11 protein-coding genes and 1 pseudogene are annotated in these 19,009 nt (G+C 73.9%); 7 read left to right on the forward strand and 5 right to left on the reverse strand.

Annotated elements, in window-relative coordinates; genetic code table 11:
• Positions 1–35 precede the first annotated feature (35 nt).
• Together ACZ4WH_RS25115 and thiD are read left to right on the forward strand one after the other, a co-directional pair.
• Positions 36–1,001, forward strand: coding sequence for a thiamine-phosphate kinase (locus ACZ4WH_RS25115; protein WP_468184211.1), 966 nt, complete (start codon positions 36–38; stop codon positions 999–1,001).
• On the forward strand, positions 998–1,792 hold the full coding sequence (gene thiD / locus ACZ4WH_RS25120) for a bifunctional hydroxymethylpyrimidine kinase/phosphomethylpyrimidine kinase (protein ID WP_468184214.1): 795 nt from the start codon (positions 998–1,000) through the stop codon (positions 1,790–1,792). The genes ACZ4WH_RS25115 and thiD overlap by 4 nt, the downstream gene beginning before the upstream one ends.
• Before the next feature lie 25 nt (positions 1,793–1,817).
• Here the strand turns inward: thiD and ACZ4WH_RS25125 are convergent, their stop codons facing one another.
• The 3 genes from ACZ4WH_RS25125 to rpmB all read right to left on the reverse strand — a co-directional run bounded on the left by ACZ4WH_RS25125 (position 1,818) and on the right by rpmB (position 6,613).
• Positions 1,818–3,020 carry an FAD-dependent monooxygenase gene (locus ACZ4WH_RS25125; RefSeq protein WP_468184216.1) on the reverse strand — a complete coding sequence of 401 codons (1,203 nt, stop codon included), beginning with the start codon at positions 3,018–3,020 and terminating at the stop codon, positions 1,818–1,820.
• Positions 3,021–3,055: 35 nt separating this feature from the next.
• Complete coding sequence (locus tag ACZ4WH_RS25130) at positions 3,056–6,271, reverse strand: AfsR/SARP family transcriptional regulator (protein ID WP_468184339.1); 3,216 nt, start codon at positions 6,269–6,271, stop codon at positions 3,056–3,058.
• A gap of 156 nt (positions 6,272–6,427) precedes the next feature.
• Entirely contained in the window at positions 6,428–6,613 is a 186-nt protein-coding gene (rpmB, locus tag ACZ4WH_RS25135) for a 50S ribosomal protein L28 (protein ID WP_003993230.1), read from the reverse strand.
• A gap of 257 nt (positions 6,614–6,870) precedes the next feature.
• Between rpmB and ACZ4WH_RS25140 the strand changes: the two genes are divergently transcribed.
• Positions 6,871–8,631: a DAK2 domain-containing protein gene (locus ACZ4WH_RS25140; protein ID WP_468184219.1), complete on the forward strand. Its 1,761-nt coding sequence runs from the start codon at positions 6,871–6,873 to the stop codon at positions 8,629–8,631.
• Positions 8,632–8,892: 261 nt separating this feature from the next.
• Here ACZ4WH_RS25140 and ACZ4WH_RS25145 read toward each other — a convergent pair whose 3' ends face one another.
• Positions 8,893–12,354, reverse strand: coding sequence for a tetratricopeptide repeat protein (locus ACZ4WH_RS25145; protein WP_468184221.1), 3,462 nt, complete (start codon positions 12,352–12,354; stop codon positions 8,893–8,895).
• Positions 12,351–14,189: an HSP90 family protein gene (locus ACZ4WH_RS25150; RefSeq protein ID WP_468184224.1), complete on the reverse strand. Its 1,839-nt coding sequence runs from the start codon at positions 14,187–14,189 to the stop codon at positions 12,351–12,353. The genes ACZ4WH_RS25145 and ACZ4WH_RS25150 overlap by 4 nt, the downstream gene beginning before the upstream one ends.
• A 199-nt stretch (positions 14,190–14,388) precedes the next feature.
• On the opposite strand from ACZ4WH_RS25150, the gene recG reads away from it, so the two are divergent.
• From recG to ACZ4WH_RS25170, 4 genes and pseudogenes are all read left to right on the forward strand, one after another.
• Entirely contained in the window at positions 14,389–16,611 is a 2,223-nt protein-coding gene (gene recG / locus ACZ4WH_RS25155) for an ATP-dependent DNA helicase RecG (protein ID WP_468184227.1), read from the forward strand.
• Between the two features lie 78 nt (positions 16,612–16,689).
• Positions 16,690–17,283, forward strand: a pseudogene (gene rsmD, locus ACZ4WH_RS25160) (16S rRNA (guanine(966)-N(2))-methyltransferase RsmD); the annotation flags it as partial.
• Positions 17,284–17,309: 26 nt separating this feature from the next.
• Entirely contained in the window at positions 17,310–17,789 is a 480-nt protein-coding gene (gene coaD, locus ACZ4WH_RS25165) for a pantetheine-phosphate adenylyltransferase (RefSeq protein ID WP_468184341.1), read from the forward strand.
• Between the two features lie 57 nt (positions 17,790–17,846).
• Positions 17,847–18,956 carry an ATP synthase F0 subunit B gene (locus tag ACZ4WH_RS25170; protein ID WP_468184230.1) on the forward strand — a complete coding sequence of 370 codons (1,110 nt, stop codon included), beginning with the start codon at positions 17,847–17,849 and terminating at the stop codon, positions 18,954–18,956.
• Positions 18,957–19,009 lie beyond the last annotated feature (53 nt).

The raw sequence follows: 19,009 nt of genomic DNA on the forward strand, positions 1-19,009 counted from the left end.
CCGGGCGTGGCAAGGCACAGAAGGGGCTTGAGGCAATGAAGGGCACAGTGGGTGAGCTAGGTGAGTTCGGGCTCATCCGGGAGCTGACCTCCCGTCTCACCACCACCCCGGCGGTCCGGGTCGGCCCCGGCGACGACGCCGCGGTGGTCGCCGCGCCCGACCGACGGGTGGTGGCGAGCACCGACATCCTGCTGGAGGGCCGGCACTTCCGCCGCGACTGGTCCACGGCCTACGACGTCGGCCGCAAGGCCGCCGCGCAGAACCTCGCGGACATCGCCGCCATGGGCGCCGTACCGACCGCGCTGCTGCTCGGCCTGGTCGTCCCGGCCGAACTGCCGGTCACCTGGCCCACCGAGATGATGGACGGCCTGCGCGACGAGTGCCAGGTCGCCGGCGCCTCCGTGGTCGGCGGGGACGTCGTACGCGGCGACACGATCATGGTGTCGATCACCGCGCTCGGCGATCTGCGCAACCAGGAGCCCGTCACGCGCGCGGGTGCCCAGCCCGGCGACCTCGTGGCCGTCACCGGCTGGCTGGGCTGGTCCGCGGCCGGCTACGCGGTGCTCTCCCGCGGTTTCCGCTCGCCCCGCGCCTTCGTGGAGGCCCACCGGCGCCCCGAGCCGCCGTACCACGCGGGCCCGGCCGCCGCCGCGCTCGGCGCCACCGCGATGTGCGACGTGAGCGACGGCCTGATCGCCGACCTCGGGCACATCGCCGAGGCCAGCAAGGTCCGCATCGACATCCGCTCCGGCGCGATCGACATCCCGACGCAGATGAACGACATCGGGCAGGCCGTCGGCGTGGACCCGCTCCAGTGGGTGCTGACCGGGGGAGAGGACCACGCGATCGTGGCCACCTTCCCGCCGGACGCCAAGCTCCCCGCCCGCTGGAAGGTCATCGGTGAGGTCCTCAACCCCTCCGCGCTGCCCCAGGTGACGGTCGACGGGGCGCCCTGGACCAGCAAGGGCGGCTGGGACCACTTCGGGGACATCGAGTCATGATCCCCCGGGTTCTCACAGTGGCCGGCTCGGACTCCGGCGGCGGCGCCGGCATCCAGGCCGACCTGAAGACGATGCTCGCGCTCGGCGTGCACGGCATGAGCGTGCTCACCGCGGTGACCGCGCAGAACTCGGTGGGCGTGCAGGGCGCCTGGGAGCTGCCCGTGGAGGCGGTCCGGGCCCAGTACCGCAGCGTCGTGGACGACATCGGCGTCCAGGCAGTGAAGACCGGCATGCTGTCCTCCGCCGAACTGGTCGAGACGGTCGCCGAGTTGATCTCCGGCACGGACGCACCGGTCGTGGTGGACCCGGTCGGCGTCTCCAAGCACGGCGACCCGCTGCTGGCCGCCTCCGCCCTGGACTCCGTACGGACGAAGCTGCTGCGGGTGGCGACCGTGGCCACCCCGAACCTCGACGAGGTGGCCCAACTCACCGGCGTCCGCGTCCAGTCGGAGGACGATCTACGACGGGCCGCCGCGGCCGTGCTGGAGTTCGGGCCGCGCTGGGTGCTGATCAAGGGCGGACACCTGACGGGCGACGCCGTGGACCTGCTCACCGACGGCTCCGAGGAGCACCTGCTGCGGGCGCCCCGCCACGACAACCGGCACACCCACGGCACCGGCTGCACCCTCGCCTCCGCCATCGCCTGCGGCCTGGCCGGGGGGCGGTCCGTGCCGGAGGCGGTCGCGGCGGCCAAGGAGTACGTCACCGGCGCCATCGCCGCCGGGTTCGCCCTCGGCGCCGGGATCGGGCCCGTGGACCACGGGTGGGCGCTCAGGCGGGATACTCCCTGAGCGGCGGGCGGGGTACTCCCTGAGGTCAGGCGGGATATTCCGCGAGTTCGATTGCGGTCGCCGCCCTCTCCGTCAGCCGCTTGAAGAAACCGGCCAGCGGCCGGGAGCTGAGCAGCCGGTACATCCGGTCCCGGCTGCGGATGCGCCGCTCGGTGGCCGGGGCGAAGAACGGCCCCGCGTTGCCGGAGATCTTCTGGCAGCCCTTGGCGAAGTCCCGGACGCGGCTCTCGTAGGCGGCCAGCGCGGCCCGGTGATCGCCGCCCGCCAGGGCCAGCTCACCGGCGAGGACGTAGGCGCCGACGATCGCCACACCCGTCCCCATGCCGCCCATCGTCGCGCCGTACCCGGCGTCGCCCAGCAGCGCCACCCGGCCCTTGACGAGACGGTCGATGTGGATCTGGGCGATGGCGTCGAAGTACAGGTCGTCGGCCTCCGCGAGCCCCTTCAGCACGGCCGGCGTCTCCCAGCCCATCCCGGCGAACCGTTCGGTGAGGACGCGCTTGTGCGCCGCGACGTCCCGGCGGTCGTACGCCAGCGGCTCGGACCGGAAGACCAGCAGGGCGCCGGCCCGCTCCGGGTCGCCGTCGTAGTTGTTGAGGCCGACACAGCGGCCCGGCTCGCTGTAGAGACGGCCGGTGCGGTTCAGGCCCAGGTGGTTGGGGAGGGTGAAGCCGGCCACGTAGTGGTCGAGGAAGCGCAGGTAACGGGACTCGTCGCCGAAGACCAGGCGGCGGGTGTTGGAGTGCAGGCCGTCGGCGCCGACGACGAGGTCGAAACGGCGGGGCGCGCCCCGCTCGAACGCGACCTCCACGCCCCGCGGGGTGTCCGTCAGCGCCGTGACGGAGTCGCCGAAGACGTACTCCACCGAGTCCTTCGTCCGCTCGTACATGATCCGGGCCAGATCGCCGCGGAAGATCTCCACATCGCCGCTCATCATCTCCGCGGGCAGGTCCACGCGCGGGGTGCCGTCGGCGGCGACGACGCTCTGGCGGCCCATGTGGGTCTGGTGGGCGTGGACGTCGTCCCAGATGCCCATCGCGGTGAGCACCGTACGGTGCACGTGCCCCCGGAAGTCGACGGCGAAGCCGCCGGCGCGCAGGGCGGGCGCCTTCTCCACGACCGTGACACGGGCGCCGTAGCGGGCCAGGTTCAGGGCGAGGGCGGGGCCGGCGACGCTGGCGCCGGAGATCAGGACGGACAGGTGGCCGAGGTGGTGTGTCTGCGTCATGCCGGCCACTGTCCCGGGCCCCGCTTACCGTGCCCCTACCGTTCGCTGACCGCCGCTGACCGCAGGCGCCGGCCCCGCTCGTAGGCCTGGGCGTAGGCCTCGGGGGACAGGCACGCGCGCGTGCGCTCCGTCGTCCGCGCGACGTCCGGGTCCCCGGGCAGGGGCGCGCCGCGCAGGCCCGCGGCGGCGCCGAGGAGTTCGGCCGCCCGCTCCGGGCGCGCGGCCACGGCGGCGAGCGCGTCGGCGACATCGGCGAGCAGGAGCCCGTCGGACGGCTCCAGGGCCTGCGCGCGGGCCTGGGCCAGCCAGTCCCGGGCCGAGTCCCCGTCCCCTTCGGCGGCGGCGGTACGGCCCAGCCCGATGAGAATCCGCACCGTCTCACCCACGCTGAACCATGTGGCCGCACAGGCCGCCAGGGCGTTCTCGTAGTGCACGCGCGCGCGTGCCGTGTCCCCGCCCAGCCGTTCCACGTCTCCCAGCCCGCGCAGCGCACCGGCCACCTTGTCGGTCGCCCCGGCGGTACGGGCGAGATCACCGGAGCGCGTGAAGTGCGCGGCGGCCTCCGCCGAGTCCCCCTGGGCCAGCAGCACCACCGCGCGCGTGCGCAGCAGATCGGCGGTCTCCTCCGGCGCGTCCAGTTCCCGGACGTGCGCCAGCCCCTCGTCCAGCAGGGCCAGCGCCCGCGCGTACGCGCCCCGGCCGTACGCGAACCCGGCCAGCGGGTCGAGGCAGTTGGCCATGCCCCAGCGGTCGCCCGTCCCCTGGAAACCCTTCCACGCGCGCGTGAAGCCCTCTTCCGCGGCGGCGGCCCGCCCCGCGAACAGCGCCTGGTAGGCGAGGCCGAGATCCAGCAGGGCCAGGCCCCACGGCTCCCGGTCCAGCTGCACCCGCACGCGTTCGTCCACGCTCAGCCGGGGGCCGCCCGTGAGGGACCACAGGATCACCGTGAACGGCAGCCGCAGCGGGCGGTCCAGGGCGGCCATGAGGGTGGCCGCGCGGGCGATCAGGGCGGGGTCCGCCGGGTCGTCGCCGCGCCCGGAGACGGCGTTCATCACACACAGCGCGTACTCCTCGGCCAGGCCGGGCGGCGGCTCCTCCCCGACCGCCGCGAGCAGGGCCCGGGCGCCCGGCACGCGGTCCCCGTGCAGGCCGCGCAGCCGCCGGAACCAGGTCAGCGCGGCCGTCAGCCGCAGCGCGTCGTGCGGAGCCGTCTCGGTCAGATACCGCAGGGCCGCGTCCAGATTGCCCTGCTCGACGGCCAGCCGCCGCAGCCAGGGCAGTTGCTCACCACCGCGCAACAGCGGCTCGGCGTGCTCGGCCAGCCGGAGGAAGTAGGCGGCGTGCGCGGCCCGGAGCGCTTGGGGGCTGGTGGGCGTGGTGCCCGGCTCCCCGGGGCCGGTGAGCGAGTTGGTGTGCGGCGCGCCTGGTTCCACGGGGCCGGTGAGGGACTCGGCGGCGAAGGCACGGATCGTCTCCAGCATCCGGTAGCGCCCGTCGGACACCTCCAGGAACGACTTCTCGACCAGGGACGCCAGCGGGTCCTCCGGATACGGCACTCCGCAGACGGCGGCCACGGCGTCCAGCGTGGCCCCGCCCCGGAAGACGGTCAGCCTGCTCGCCAGGTCCCGTTCCGCCGCGTCCAGCAGCTCCCAGCTCCACTCCACCACCGCGCGCAGCGTGCGATGCCGGGGCGCCTTGGCCCGGTCCCCGCGCGCGAGCACCCGGAACCGGTCGTGCAGCCGGTCCGCCAGCTCGTCCACGGAGAGCGTGCGCAGCCGGGCAGCCGCCAGCTCGATCGCCAGCGGCAGCCCGTCCAGGGCCCGGCAGATCTCCGGCACGCGCGCGTGGCCGTCGAAATCCGGCCGCACCGCCCGCGCGCGGTCCAGCAGCAGCCGTACGGCCGGCTCCTCGGGCAGCGGCGGCACCGGCACCAGCACCTCGCCCGTGATGCCCAGCGACTCCCGGCTGGTCGCCAGGATGCGGACGCCGGGGCAGGCGCCCAGGAGCAGCGCGGCCGTGCGCGCGGCGGCCTCCACCAGGTGCTCGCAGTTGTCGAGCACGAGCAGCACCTCACGCTCCGCCAGCGCGGCCAGCAGCCGGTCCAGGGCGTCCGTGGCGGGGCTGCGGAAACCGTCCCGCACCCCGAGCGCGGCCAGCACCGCGTACGGGATCCGGGCGCCGTCGGACAGGGGCGCGAGTTCGACCAGACAGACCTGCGGGGCGTCGGCGGCACGGGCCGACGGCGTGGGCGCGCCGGGGCGGGCCGCTGTCGGCGCTGTGGCGGTGTGGGTGTGGGTGGCGGTGTGGATGTGGCTGGTGTCTGCGCCGGTGTGGGACCTCGTCGCGTTCCCGCCGGTCCGGGCGCGGGCCGCCTCCAGGGCGAGCCTGGTCTTGCCGACGCCGCCGGGGCCGGTCAGCGTCACCAGGCGGGAGGCGGCGAGGGCGCGGTCGATCCGGATCAGTTCCGGTTCGCGGCCCACGAAGCGGGTGAGCTGGGCCGGGAGACGGGGGCGGGGCGGGGACTCGGTCCCGTCCCGGAGCAGGTCGAGGTGGAGCGCGGACAGGGCGGGCGACGGGTCGGCGCCCAGCTCGTCGGCGAGCCTGCGCCGCGCCTCCTCGTACACCGCGAGTGCCTCGGCGGGCCGCCCGGCCGCGTGCAGGGCCCGCATCAGCTGCCCGTACAGCCGTTCGTCCAGCGGACGCGCCCGGAGCAGCGCCCGCAGCTCCGGCACCAGCTCCGGCCCGCCCCCGGACCCCAGCTCCGCCTCGATCCGGTCCGCCACGACCGCCGGCCGCAGCTCCTCCAGCCGGGCCCGGTCGGCGTGCGCGTCCGGCAGGTCGGGCAGCGCCGGCCCGCGCCACAGCGCGAGGGCGTCCCGCAGGAGGGCCGCCGCTCGCGGATGATCACCGGCGGTGAGCGCCGTACGGCCCTCCGTGGCCAGGCGCGCGAAACGGTGGACGTCGACGGCGTCCGGGTCGATCGCGAGGGCGTAGCCGGCGGGGCCGGCGTCGATGCGGGCGTGCGGCGCGAGACGCCGGCGCAGGCGGGAGATCTGCGACTGGAGCGCGCCCATGGCCCCGGCGGGCGGCTCGGCGCCGTACAGACCGTCCAGCAGGCGTTCGACGGACACCGCGCGGCCGGCGTCGAGCAGCAGCAGCGTGAGCAGGGCGCGGGGCCGGGGGCCGCCGGGGTCGAGCAGGGTGCCGTCGTCGGTGTGGATCTCGACCGGGCCCAGGATGCCGAAGCGCATTCCGTGGATTCTGGCAGGCGGCAGCCGGTCATGAGTACGGCTCATGGGTACAGCTTGTGCGTACGGCTCACGGGTACGGCAAAAAGCCGGCCCACCCGGAGGTGGACCGGCTCAGTGCAGCGAAACCAGGCAGTGGCCGCGCGCTCAGCGGTAGCGTCAGCGCGAGACCTTGCCGGCCTTGATGCACGAGGTGCAGGCGTTCACGCGCTTCGGCGTCCCGCCGACCACGGTACGCACACGCTGGATGTTCGGGTTCCAGCGGCGGGACGTACGGCGGTGCGAGTGCGAGATGTTGTTGCCGAAGCCCGGCCCCTTGCCGCAGACGTCGCAGTTGGCAGCCACGGGTCACTCCAAAGACTTCAGATGCACTTACGGTTGATCCCGGCATGCCGGGATCGAGATCCTAAGACCTGAATCTTGAGTGGCGCTGCCAGGGGAATGGCCCGATCGGATCGGGCAACCGGAGCAGCATACAACGGCTGCGCCCGTAGAACGAAACTACCATGGCAGCTCAGGCCCCCACCCCCGGCCCTCTTCCGGAGGGCACCGGTCCGGGGTCTACGCTGCGTCCCACGTCCAGCCAGCTCAGGGAGGCGCAGGTGACGCAGGTGCCGCAGACATTCTTCGATGCTCTGGCGGTGCGCACCTGGTGCGGTCTGGCGCTCCGGGCACTGGGGAGGGCCCGCGAGGAGATCGACGCGATCAACGTCTATCCGGTGGCGGACGGCGACACCGGGACCAATCTGTATCTGACCCTGGAGTCGGCGGCCACGGCCGTGGAGGCGGTGTTCGCCGGGTACGAGACCGGCTCCGGGGAGCCCTCGCTCGCGGACGCCGTCCGGGCCATGGCCCACGGGGCGCTGATCGGGGCCCGGGGCAACTCGGGGACCATCCTGGCGCAGCTGCTGCGCGGGATGGCACAGGTGCTCGCGGACGCCGGTGACGCCTCTCACATCGACGGATCGGGACTGCGGCTGGCCCTGCGCCGGGCCGCCGACTCCGCCCGGCAGGCCGTCGCCCATCCCGTCGAGGGCACGGTGCTCACGGTCGCCTCGGCCGCCGCCGACGCCGCCGAGGGAGCCGAGGGCGACTGCCGGACGGTCGCGCGGGCCGCCTACGAGGGCGCGCGGGCGGCCCTGGCGGCGACCCCGGCCCAGCTGGCCGTCCTGGAGCGGGCCGGCGTGGTCGACGCGGGCGGGCGGGGGCTGGTGGCGGTGCTGGGGGCGTTGGTGGAGGCGTTCACGGGGGAGGCGGTACGTGAGCTTCCGGTACATGAGCTTGCGGTACGTGAGCTTGGGGTACGTGAGCCCCTGCTGCGGGAGATCCCGCCGCCTCAAAGAGCCGTATCCGTACCCGTCTCCGATTCCCATGGCGACGCACGCGCGCGCGTGACGGCCCCTGAGCGGTGCGCCGACGCGGCTGGACCCGGCGGACACGGCGGACCCGCGTTCGAGGTGATCTACCTCCTGGAGGCCGACGACGCGGCCGTGGCCCGGCTGCGCGCGCGGCTCGACGCCCTCGGGGACTCCCTGGTCGTGGTCGGCGGCGACGGGCTGTGGAACGTCCATGTGCACGTGGACGACGCCGGTGCCGCCGTGGAGGCCGGCGTGGAGGCCGGGCGGCCGTACCGGATCCGGATCACCCACTTCGGGCTCGCCGATGTGCACACCGGCCGCGAGCGTCCGCCCCGCGAGCGTGCCCAGCGGGCGGTCGTCGCCGTCGTACCGGGCGAGGGGCTGGCCGGGCTGTACGCCGAGGCCGGTGCGACCACCGTCCTCGCGCGCCCCGGAGAGCCGCCCGCCAGCGGGGAGCTGGTGCAGGCGGTACGGCGTGCCCACGCGCGCGAGGTCGTGCTGCTGCCCAACGACGCCGAGCTGCGCCACACGGCCGCCGCCGCGGCCGAACAGGCCCGCACCGAGGGCATCCGCGTGGCGCTGATCCCGACCCGGTCGGCGGTCCAGGGCATCGCCGCGCTCGCGGTGCACGAGCCGGGGCGCCGGTTCGACGAGGACGTCGTCCAGATGACCTCGGCGGCGGGCGCCACCCGGTACGCCGAGGTCGTCGTCGCCGAGCGCCAGTCCTGGACGACGGCCGGCATCTGCCAGGCCGGGGACGTGCTCGGCCTGATCGACGGCGATGTGGCGGTGATCGGCGCGGACGTCACCGCCACCGCCCGGACCGTCCTGGACCGCATGCTCCAGGCCGGCGGCGAACTGGTCACCCTCGTCGTCGGCGACGAGGCACCCGAGACCGTCGCCACGCACCTGGAGGCACGCGTACGGGAGTCCTACCTGGCCGTGGACACGGTGGTGTACCGGGGCGGCCGACAGGGAGCGCTGCTGCTCATCGGCGTGGAGTGACGGCGTGGGGTGACGGGTTGGGCTGAGGGCGAGGGGTGACGATGTGGTGTGACGGCTTGGGGTGACGGCGTGCGGTGAGGGCTTGGGCTGACGGCGTGCGGTGACGGCGTGCCGGGGACGGCTTGGCCTGACGGTGTGGGCCGACGGTGTGCGGTTACGGCTTGGTGTGACGGCGTGCCGGTGACGGCTTGGGCTGACGGCGTGGGGTGACGGCCTGTGGTGGCAGCGTGGGCTGATGGCGGGGGCTGACGCGGCCGTGGCTCAGCCCTGTCCCGCGTCCTCCCCCTCCGCCTCCGCTTCCCCTTCCCCTTGCCCTTCCGTGTCCCGTCCTTCCTGTGCCGCCTCCAGCAGCTGGGCCGCCTCTTCCCGCCGTGCCCGGACCGTCTCGTCCCCGTCGCCCGCGCCCTCGTAGGCCGCGAGCACCCCACGCGCGCGTGCCGCCGCCCGCGCCGGCCGGCCGAGGTCCGCCTCCAGCCAGCCCGCGGCCAGTTCGGCGCCGGTACGGCTGTGCAGCCCGGCCGCGCCGAGCGCCGCGAACACCGCCACGGCTCGGGTCATCTGCTCCAGCGCCGCCTCGAACGCCGCCCGGATCGCCGGGTCCTCGGCCTCCTCGGACGCCGAGCGGGCCAGCAGCTCCGCGAACTGCCGATGCGTGCCGCCCAGTTCGGTGGCCGACTCCTCCCGGTCTGCGGTCTCCTCGGCCGCCGCCAGTGCGGCCTCGCACTCCCGTACGGCCTCCGTCATCAGCGCACGGGCGTCCGCCGCCCCCGAGTCACCGTCGAGGGCGAGCCAGGCGCGGGCGCGCAGCGAGCGGACGAGGAACTGCGTGTTGCCGAGCGCGCGCCACAGCTCGCCCGCGCGCGCGTAGGCGCGGTCCGCCTCCGTCGCCAGCCCGGCGTGGGCCAGCGACTCGCCGGCGAGGTGCGCGAGCGTGGCGTGGTCCTGCTGCTCGGGCCAGTGCCGGGCGAGGTCGGCGGCCTTGAGCCGCTGTTCGGCGGCGGCCCGGTGCTCGCCCAGCTCGCCCAGGCAGTCCCCGAGCCACCAGCGCGCCTGGACGACCGTCCCGTCGCCGTGGGTGTCGGCGCTCAGGTCGGCCAGCGCGGACTCCAGCACCTCGGCGGCCTCCGCGTACCGGCCCCGGCGCAGCAGGAAGCCGCCGAGCTGCTGCCGCGCCCAGGCGCCGAGCGTGCCGCTCTCGCCGGCCTCGTCGGCCCAGTGCGCGGCCTCCAGCGCGTGTTCGGCCGCCTCGCCGGGGGCGTCCCGGCCACCGAGCACCTCGGCGAGCTGAAGGTGCAGCTGCGCACGCCCGACCGGCTCCACGTAGGGACCGCCGTGCTCCAGGGCCGCCCGCAGCGCCCGCTCGGCTCCGGCCAGGTCACCGGCCTGATGGGCCAGGGCGGCGACCTGTACCTGGTACTCCAACGCGAACCAGGGGAGCCCGGCGGCCACATACGCGTCGGCGGCCCGCCGGAACAACTCCGCCGCCCGCCCGGCGTCCCCGCTCACCCCGGCCAACTCGGCGAGCATGGCCCACGCCTCGGCCCCCCGCGCCCCCAGCCGCACGTCACCCTCACCACGCCCGTCAACGAGCGCCAACACCTCCCGCACAGCGACTTCAGCCTCTACGACGGCCACCCTGACGCCAACGCCGACTCCCGCGCGCCCGGCGCCGGTCTGCCCGGCGTCGGTGGCGCCTTGCCCGTCGTCGGCCATGGCCTGCCCGGCGTCCGCGATGATTTCCTCGGCCTCCGCGACGGCCTGCCCGGTGTCGGCTGTGGCCTGTCCGGCGTCCGCGTTGACTTCCCCGGCCGTGGTCTCCGCGACGGCCTGTTCGGCGCCCGTGCCGGCTCGCTCGACGTCGGCCGGGGCCGGCCCGGCTCCCGCGCTGAGTTCCCCGGTCTCGGTCTCCCCGACGGCCTGCTCGACGTTTTTGGCCTCTGCGGCGGTCTGCGCGGCGTCCGTGGCGGCTCGCTCGCCGTCGGCCATGGCCTGCCCGGTGCCCGCGCTGACTTCCCCGGCCGTCGCGACGGCCTCCGCGACGGCCTCCTCGGTGTCCGCTGCGGCCTCCCCGTCCTCCGCCGCACCCGCCTCGGTGAACCCCTCGACGCCGCTTCCCCCGGCGCCCCCGCCCACCGCCTCATGGACCCGTCGCATCAGCACCCGGGCCCGGCTCATCGCCACCGACGCCGTCTGGCGGACGCCGGTGCCCTCGTCGGCGTACAGGGCGAGTGCCTCGTCGTACAGGGACGTGACCGTGGTGAGGGCCGCGGCCACCTCGCCCGTCAGTGCGCGGACGTACGCCCCACGCGCGCGTGCCGCCAGGGCCTCGCCCGGGTCGCCCGCCTCCGCGTAGAGGGCCGCCGCTCGTTCGAACAGCGCCGGGCCCTCCGGGCCGCCGGCCATCGCCTCGTGGTCGGTCATCTCCGCGCGGTCGCGCGGTGTCAGGGCGGCGCCGTCGCGCGCGGCCCGTGCGACCGCCGCCCAGGCCTCCAGGGCGTTGGGTCGCAGCGTGTCCGACAGGCGCCGCGCCTCGGCGAGCAGGGCGGGCAGGTCGGGTTCGGTGGGGGCGTTCGGCGCCGGGGGCGCGGCCGTCGGCGCCGGTGCGGGGCGTACCGTACGCACGCCCAGCGGGAGGCGGTCCGCCAGCGGGCGCTGGGCCATTCGCGCGCGGACGCGGTCCCCGACGGCGGACGTGCCGTTGCGGCGGTCGAACCGCTCGGCGAGTTCCGTCGCCTCCACGCGCGCGTGCGCGGCGAGTTCCCGCGCGGTCCAGGTCCGCCCGGCCGGCCCCGGCACCCGCTGCTCGCCGTGCCCCAGCTCGGTCAGCCGGTCCATCAGCAGCGCCACCACGGCCATGAAGTCCAGCCGGCTGCGCGGATGCCCGGTGTCCGTGAAGTACGCCGGCCGCTCGGCCAGCAGCTCCAGACCGCGCGCCTCGTTCCCGGTCAGCGCGCAGAACTCCACGTGGTCCGCGTACGCGCCCCGCATGCTCTCCATGGAACGTACGAGACGGAAGCCTCGCAGGTGGTGCGCGCGAGCCTCCTCGACGCGACCCAGTCGCAGCAGCGGGGCCAGCGAGGAGGCGAGCACGTTGTGCGGCTCGTGGGCGCACGCGAACTCGCCCTCCAGCACCGGCCGCCACAGCTGGAGCGCCTCGGCGTCCCGCCCGCACCGCGCCTGCCAGATGCCCTGCCCGTGCAGCTCGCAGGCGTGGCAGTCGGCCATCCGGTCCCGGTCGGCGGCCAGCCACGCCGCGTACGCCCGCTCCGCGCGCGCGAGGTCCCCGATGTGCGCGGCCACGCTGAACTCGGCGCTGCGCACCGCCCGTTCGGAGTGCCCGGCGAGCCGGTAGCGGTGCTCCATCTCGCCGAGCCACTTCTCGATCGAGGCGAGCGGGATGTGCGGCTGGTCCAGCATGCCCGCCGACATCCACTTGAAGACCCAGTGCAGCGAGTGCGTCTCGTACGCGTCGAAGTCCTCGGGCCGTTCGTCCCACATGCGCAGCAGCCGCGCGAACGGGACGAACATCTTGTCCTTCTCGGAGCTGTAGTTGTAGACCTTCAGCTGGTGCCCGAGCGCTTCGATCACGGCGAGCGGGATGTCCAGCTTCTCGGCCTCGGCGAGCAGCTGTTCCGCGCGCGCGTTGCGGGCCGGTCCCTCCGGCTGCTCGGAGTTCTCCGCCAGCGCCCGCCGCAGCGCGTCGAAGTCCGTGATCTCACTCATCGTCCGTCCCCCTCCCCATGGGTCGCCCATTCGAGCAGCCCGATGAACGCCCGGTTGAGCAGCGCCGAGTCGGCCGGCCTGAGCGGGCGCTGCGCCATCAGCAGGGCCTGCCCGTACAGCGACTCGGTCGCGGTGCCGATCAGCTCCGGGTCGCCGAGCGAACCGATCCGCCGGACCAGCGGGTTGAGATGGTTGAGTACCAGACGCGCGCGCGGGGCGCTGCCGCGCAGGGAGCCCAGGATGCCCGCCCACAGGTCGTCGGCCTGCTCCTCGGCCGCCGCGCGGGCCTGCTCGTGCCGGGCGGCCCGGTCGTCCAGGTGCAGCGCGGGCACGGACAGCGGGTGGAAGGCCCGCAGGACGACGTCACAGCCCAGCGGGTCGAGCCGGTCCCGCGCGGCGGCCAGGAACCCGGACAGCGCCAGCTCCTCGGCCGGGTCCACGGAGTCCAGGTGCGCGGTCACGGTGTCCGCGTCCAGTTCGGCGACCACCGTCCCCGGCCGTACCCGCGGCAGCGCCTCGACCAGCTCGCCGTCGTACGTGTAGCCGCCGTTGACCACCCCGACGCCCTGCGCCGCGGCGATCGGCGCGACCTGCCGGTACTCCTCGACCGACCGCGTGAAGTGCACCACCGGGTGCCGTTGAGCGAACTCCTCCAGGGAGATCTGCCCGTCGGTCGTCTCGAAGGGCAGCCACGGCAGCATCGTGCGCAGCATGTCGGCGTCGTGCCGGGCGAGGGACTTCACGCCCAGGTGGTGCACGGCGAGGAAGGCCGCGAGGCGCTCCGGATCACCGGCCGCGAGCCCGGTCAGCCAGGACCGGATCCGCATCCCGAGCGCGTCCCGCACGGCGGCGAGCGTCTCGTCCTCGTACAGCGCCTCGCGCGAGGCGGTCGGCCGCAGGCTGTCGGTGTCCAGGACGCAGCGCACGAAGAACGCCCAGTCCGGCAGCAGCTGTTCGGCCCGCTCGGTGAGCAGCATGCCCTTCAGGTGCACGCGATGGGTCGCCCGCTGCGCCGGGCTGACCGCCGACGGCAGCACGTACGCCACCCCGCGCACCCCGGCCACGGGCACATCCAGGTCGATCGTGTCCAGCGGGGTGAAGCCGAACAGCTCATGGCAGTGCCGGGCCAGCGCGACCCGCCGGCCGGCCGGACTCGGGTGGGGGCGGTCCCAGGGCGCGGGCAGCTCGGTGACCGGCTCGTCGCCGACCCGGACGTCGTACGGCAGCAGCGAGCCGAAGTCCCGGGCCAGGGCGCGGACGCGCTCCGGGGCCAGCCACTCGGCCGCACCGGCGCGCGCCGTCAGGTACACGGTCGTACCCGGCTCGGGCCGCTCGGCGTCGGGCAGCGTGCGCACGGTGTAGGAGCCGTCGTCGCGGGCGGTCCATTCCACCGGCGGGGCCCCGGGCGTGCGGGCGCTGCGGCTGACGACCCGGATTCGCTCGGCGACGACGAAACAGGCCAGCAGACCGATGCCGAACTGGCCGAGGAAGTCCGACCGGGCCTCCTGGAGGCCCTCGGCCCGCTTGGAGCTGCGCCCGATGGTCGCCAGCAGGCTGTGCACGTCCGGCTCGGTGAGCCCGACACCGGTGTCCTCCACCCGCAGCCCGCCGTCCGCCGCGTACAGCCGGACCCGCGCCGGGGCGTCCGGATCGGCGGCCCGGCGGGCGGTGATGGCGTCCACGGCGTTCTGCAACAGCTCGCGCAGATAGACCTTGGGGCTGGAGTAGAGGTGATGGGAGAGCAGGTCCACCAGACCACGCAGGTCGACCTGGAAGCTGTGAGGTGGATGAGGCGACTGGGATTGCTGGGATGCCTGAGAGGTCTGGGAGTCCATCGTCACTGCGCCGGAGGGGGGCGTGCGCGCGGCGCGGGGTCGGGCGGTCCCGGCGGGGCGGTGACCGCGAAGGATGGCCGGAGCGCGCCATCCTAGGGCCGGAACAGCCCGCCTGACCAGGAATTTCCCTGATTTTTACGGCACCCCGCCGGGAATCCGCGGGGCAGGGTGTACGGCATTGTCAGTGGTGTGGTGTGCAATGGATCGCGTGCCCGCACTGCAAGAACCGCTCAAGAAGGTGCTCGGCCCCGCCACCGCGAAGGTGATGGCCGAGCACCTCGGCCTGCACACCGTCGGCGACCTCCTCCACCACTACCCGCGCAGATACGAGGAGCGCGGGCAGCTCACGCACCTGGCCGACCTCCCCATGGACGAGCACGTCACGGTGGTCGCCCAGGTCGCCGACGCCCGCCTGCACACCTTCGCCTCGGCCAGGGCCCCCCGGGGCAAGGGCCAGCGCCTCGAAGTCACCATCACCGACGGCAGCGGCCGGCTCCAGCTCGTCTTCTTCGGCAACGGCGTGCACAAACCCCACAAGGAGCTGCTGCCGGGCACCCGCGCGATGTTCGCCGGCAAGGTCTCCGTCTTCAACCGCCGCCTCCAACTGGCCCACCCGGCCTACGAGTTGCTTCGGGGCGACAGCGAGGAGTCCGTCGAGACCTGGGCGGGCGCCCTGATCCCGATCTACCCGGCCACCGCCAAACTGGAGTCCTGGAAGATCGGCAAGGCGGTGCAGACGGTCCTCCCGAGCGCCCAGGAGGCCCTCGACCCCCTGCCCGACACCCTCCGCGAGGGCCGTGGCCTGCTCCCGCTCCCCGAGGCCCTGCTCAAGATCCACCGCCCGCACACCAAGGCCGACATCGCCGACGCCCGCGCCCGCCTGAAGTGGGACGAGGCCTTCGTCCTCCAGGTCGCCCTGGCCCGCCGCCGGCACGCGGAGACCCAGCTCCCCGCCGTCCCCCGCGTCCCCAGGCCGGACGGCATCCTCACGGCCTTCGACGAGCGCCTCCCCTTCACCCTCACCGAGGGGCAGCAGAAGGTCTCCGAGGAGATCTTCACCGACCTCGCCACCGCCCACCCGATGCACCGGCTGCTGCAAGGAGAGGTCGGCTCGGGCAAGACCATGGTCGCCCTGCGCGCCATGCTCGCCGTGGTCGACGCCGGCGGCCAGGCGGCCATGCTCGCGCCCACCGAGGTCCTCGCCCAGCAGCACCACCGCTCGATCACCGAGATGATGGGCGAACTGGCAGAGGGAGGCATGCTGGGCGGCGCCGAGCACGCCACCAAGGTCGTCCTGCTCACCGGCTCCATGGGCACGGCCGCCCGCCGCCGGGCCCTCCTGGACCTGGCCACCGGCGAGGCCGGCATCGTCATCGGCACCCACGCCCTGATCGAGGACAAGGTCCAGTTCCACGACCTCGGCCTGGTCGTGGTGGACGAACAGCACCGCTTCGGCGTGGAACAGCGCGACGCCCTGCGCGGCAAGGCGCACTCCCAGGGGGAAAGGCGGTCCCCGCACCTCCTCGTCATGACCGCCACCCCCATCCCGCGCACGGTCGCCATGACGGTCTTCGGCGACCTGGAGACCTCGGTCCTCGACCAGCTCCCGGCCGGCCGCTCCCCGATCGCCAGCCATGTCGTCCCGGCCGCCGACAAGCCCCACTTCCTGGCCCGCGCCTGGGAACGGGTCCGCGAGGAGGTCGCGAGCGGCCACCAGGCGTACGTCGTCTGCCCGCGGATCGGGGACGAGGAGGACGACCCCAAGAAGTCCGGCAAGAAGAAGCCCCCCGAGGACGAAGCGGAGAAGCGTCCCCCGCTGGCCGTGCTCGACGTGGCCGACCAGCTTGCCCGCGGCCCCCTGAAGGGCCTGAAGGTGGAGGTGCTGCACGGCCGTATGCACCCCGACGACAAGGACGCCGTGATGCGCCGCTTCGCCGCGGGGGAGACGGACGTCCTGGTCGCCACCACCGTCATCGAGGTCGGCGTCAACGTCCCCAACGCCACGGCCATGGTCATCATGGACGCCGACCGCTTCGGCGTCTCCCAGCTCCACCAACTGCGCGGCCGGGTCGGCCGTGGCTCCGCCCCCGGCCTGTGCCTCCTGGTCACCGAGATGCCCGAGGCCGCCGCGGCCCGCCAGCGCCTGGCCGCCGTCGCCTCCACCCTCGACGGCTTCGAGCTCTCCCGCATCGACCTCGAACAGCGCCGCGAGGGCGACGTCCTCGGCCAGGCCCAGTCCGGCGCCCGCTCCAGCCTCCGGGTCCTGGCGGTCATCGAGGACGAGGAGGTCATCGCGGAGGCGAGGCAGGAGGCGGCGGCGGTGGTCGCGGCCGACCCCGAGCTGACCGGCCTCCCGGCCCTGCGGACGGCCCTGGACGCCCTCCTGGACGAGGAGAGGGAGCAGTACTTGGAAAAGGGCTGAGGCGGAAGCGCCCCCGAAGGGGCGCGGGGAACGCGCGACCAGCCACAATGAACCGTAAAGCCGCCCACGGAGAAGGACCTCCCCATGACCCGCGTGATCGCCGGTGCCGCCGGCGGACGGCGCCTCTCAGTACCGCCCGGCACCGGAACCCGGCCGACCTCGGACCGCGCACGCGAGGGCCTCTTCTCCACCTGGCAGTCCCTCCTCGGCGGCCCCCTGCACGGCGAACGCGTCCTGGACCTCTACGCCGGCTCGGGCGCCGTGGGCCTGGAGGCCCTGTCCCGAGGCGCGAGCCACACGCTCCTCGTCGAAGCCGACGCCCGCGCAGCCAGGGTCGTCCGCGAGAACGTGAAAAACCTGGGCCTCCCCGGCGCAGAGGTAAGAGCGGGCAAAGCGGAACAAGTGATCAGGGCCGCACCCCCCAGCGAGCCCTACGACCTGGTCTTCCTCGACCCCCCGTACGCCGTCACGGACGACGATCTTCGGGAGATTCTGCTCACACTCCGCTCGGAACGCTGGCTCGCCGAAGAAGCCCTCGTCACCGTGGAGCGCAGCACCAGAGGCGGCACATTCCACTGGCCGGACGGCTTCGAGGCGATCAGGTCCCGTCGCTACGGCGAGGGAACGTTTTGGTACGGTCGCGCCGCCTCTACGTGCGAAGACGCACGATGACCGGACCGGAGAGCGAGGGATCACAAGTGCGCCGCGCCGTCTGTCCCGGGTCTTTCGACCCGATCACCAACGGACACCTCGACATCATTGCCCGAGCGTCCCGTCTCTACGACGAGGTCTACGTCGCGGTGATGATCAACAAGTCCAAGAGGGGCCTGTTCGAGATCGAGGAGCGGATCGAGCTGATCCGCCAGGTCACCGCCGAGTACGACAACGTCCGGGTGGAGGCGTTCCACGGCCTCCTCGTCGACTTCTGCAAGCAGCGCGACATCCCCGCCATCGTCAAGGGCCTGCGTGCCGTCAGCGACTTCGACTACGAACTCCAGATGGCCCAGATGAACAACGGCCTCACCGGCGTGGAGACGCTGTTCGTGCCGACCAACCCCACCTACAGCTTCCTCTCCTCCTCCCTCGTCAAGGAGGTCGCGGCCTGGGGCGGCGACGTCTCCCACCTGGTGCCGGCCGAGGTCCTGGAGGCGCTGAACAAGCGCCTCGCCAAGGGCTGATGGGGCTACAGTCGTCCCGTCCGTCTCCAACCCGGCTGTAGAGAGTGGCGAGCACAGGTGGACGTGCAGAAGAAACTCGACGAGATCGTCTCCGCGGTCTCCAGTGCCCGGTCCATGCCCATGTCGGCGTCGTGCGTGATCAACCGCGCCGAACTGCTCGCGATGCTCGAAGAGGTGCGCCAGGCGCTGCCCGGCTCCCTGGCCCAGGCGCAGGAGCTGATCGGCGACCGTGAGCAGATGGTCGAGCAGGCCCGGCTGGAGGCCGAGCGGATCATCGAGAACGCGCACGCCCAGCGCGGCTCGCTGATCTCCGACACCGAGATCGCCCGCCGTTCCCAGGCCGAGGCCGACCGGATCCTCGCCGAGGCCCGCAAGGAGGCCGAGGAGATCCGCGCCGAGGCGGACGACTACGTCGACTCCAAGCTCGCCAACTTCGAGGTCGTCCTCACCAAGACCCTCGGCTCGGTCGGCCGGGGCCGCGAGAAGCTCCTCGGCACCGGTCCGGGCCTGGACGAGAACGGCTACGAGGACGAGGACGCCCCCGAGCGCAGCCAGGACCCGGAGACCCTGCGCCACAACGCCGACGCCTACGTGGACACCAAGCTCGGCGCCTTCGAGGCGGTCCTCGCCAAGACCCTGGAGGCCGTCGGCCGGGGCCGGCAGAAGCTGCACGGCCGGATCGCCACCGACGACCTCGGCGCCCTCGCCGACGACACCACGACCTTCCAGCACTCCAGCGACGCCGACTACCTCGCCGACCTCGCGGCCCTCGCGGACAGCGACCGCGCGGCACAGCGGCAGCCCGAGCCTCCGCAGCCGTCGTACGAGCCGCAGCCCGCCTACGGCTACGAGCAGCAGCCCGACCCGTACGCGGGCTTCCCGCAGCAGCCGGAGTACGCCCCCCAGCAGGACCCGTACGGCTACCAGCAGGCTGATCCGTACTCCCCCAGCTCCGGCTACGCTCCGGCGGGAGGTGCCCCCTTCCAGGGTTACGACACCCAGCAGACCGGCTACGACCCCCAGCAGGCACAGCAGCCGCAGCAGCCCCAGCAGCAGTCGCAGCACCAGGACCAGCAGGGCTACGCTCTCGACGAGACCAGCCTCTTCGACACGAGCATGATCAGCGCGGAGCAGCTCAGGGCGTACGAGCAGGGCCGGGGCCTGTAGCCACGGGCGGATTGGGCGCTGAGCGAAAGGTCCAGTATCCTGGCTGTTCGGTC

It is taken from the genome of Streptomyces sp. NPDC029138 (assembly GCF_055564375.1).

What these genes read in the sequence shown, in the direction of transcription:
- ACZ4WH_RS25145 (WP_468184221.1), bottom strand. Translation starts at nt 12,354, where the DNA reads ATGAGTGAGATCACGGACTTCGACGCGCTGCGGCGGGCGCTGGCGGAG.
- thiD (WP_468184214.1), top strand. Translation starts at nt 998, where the DNA reads ATGATCCCCCGGGTTCTCACAGTGGCCGGCTCGGACTCCGGCGGCGGC.
- recG (WP_468184227.1), top strand. Translation starts at nt 14,389, where the DNA reads ATGGATCGCGTGCCCGCACTGCAAGAACCGCTCAAGAAGGTGCTCGGC.
- ACZ4WH_RS25115 (WP_468184211.1), top strand. Translation starts at nt 36, where the DNA reads ATGAAGGGCACAGTGGGTGAGCTAGGTGAGTTCGGGCTCATCCGGGAG.
- ACZ4WH_RS25125 (WP_468184216.1), bottom strand. Translation starts at nt 3,020, where the DNA reads ATGACGCAGACACACCACCTCGGCCACCTGTCCGTCCTGATCTCCGGC.
- ACZ4WH_RS25130 (WP_468184339.1), bottom strand. Translation starts at nt 6,271, where the DNA reads ATGCGCTTCGGCATCCTGGGCCCGGTCGAGATCCACACCGACGACGGC.
- ACZ4WH_RS25150 (WP_468184224.1), bottom strand. Translation starts at nt 14,189, where the DNA reads ATGGACTCCCAGACCTCTCAGGCATCCCAGCAATCCCAGTCGCCTCAT.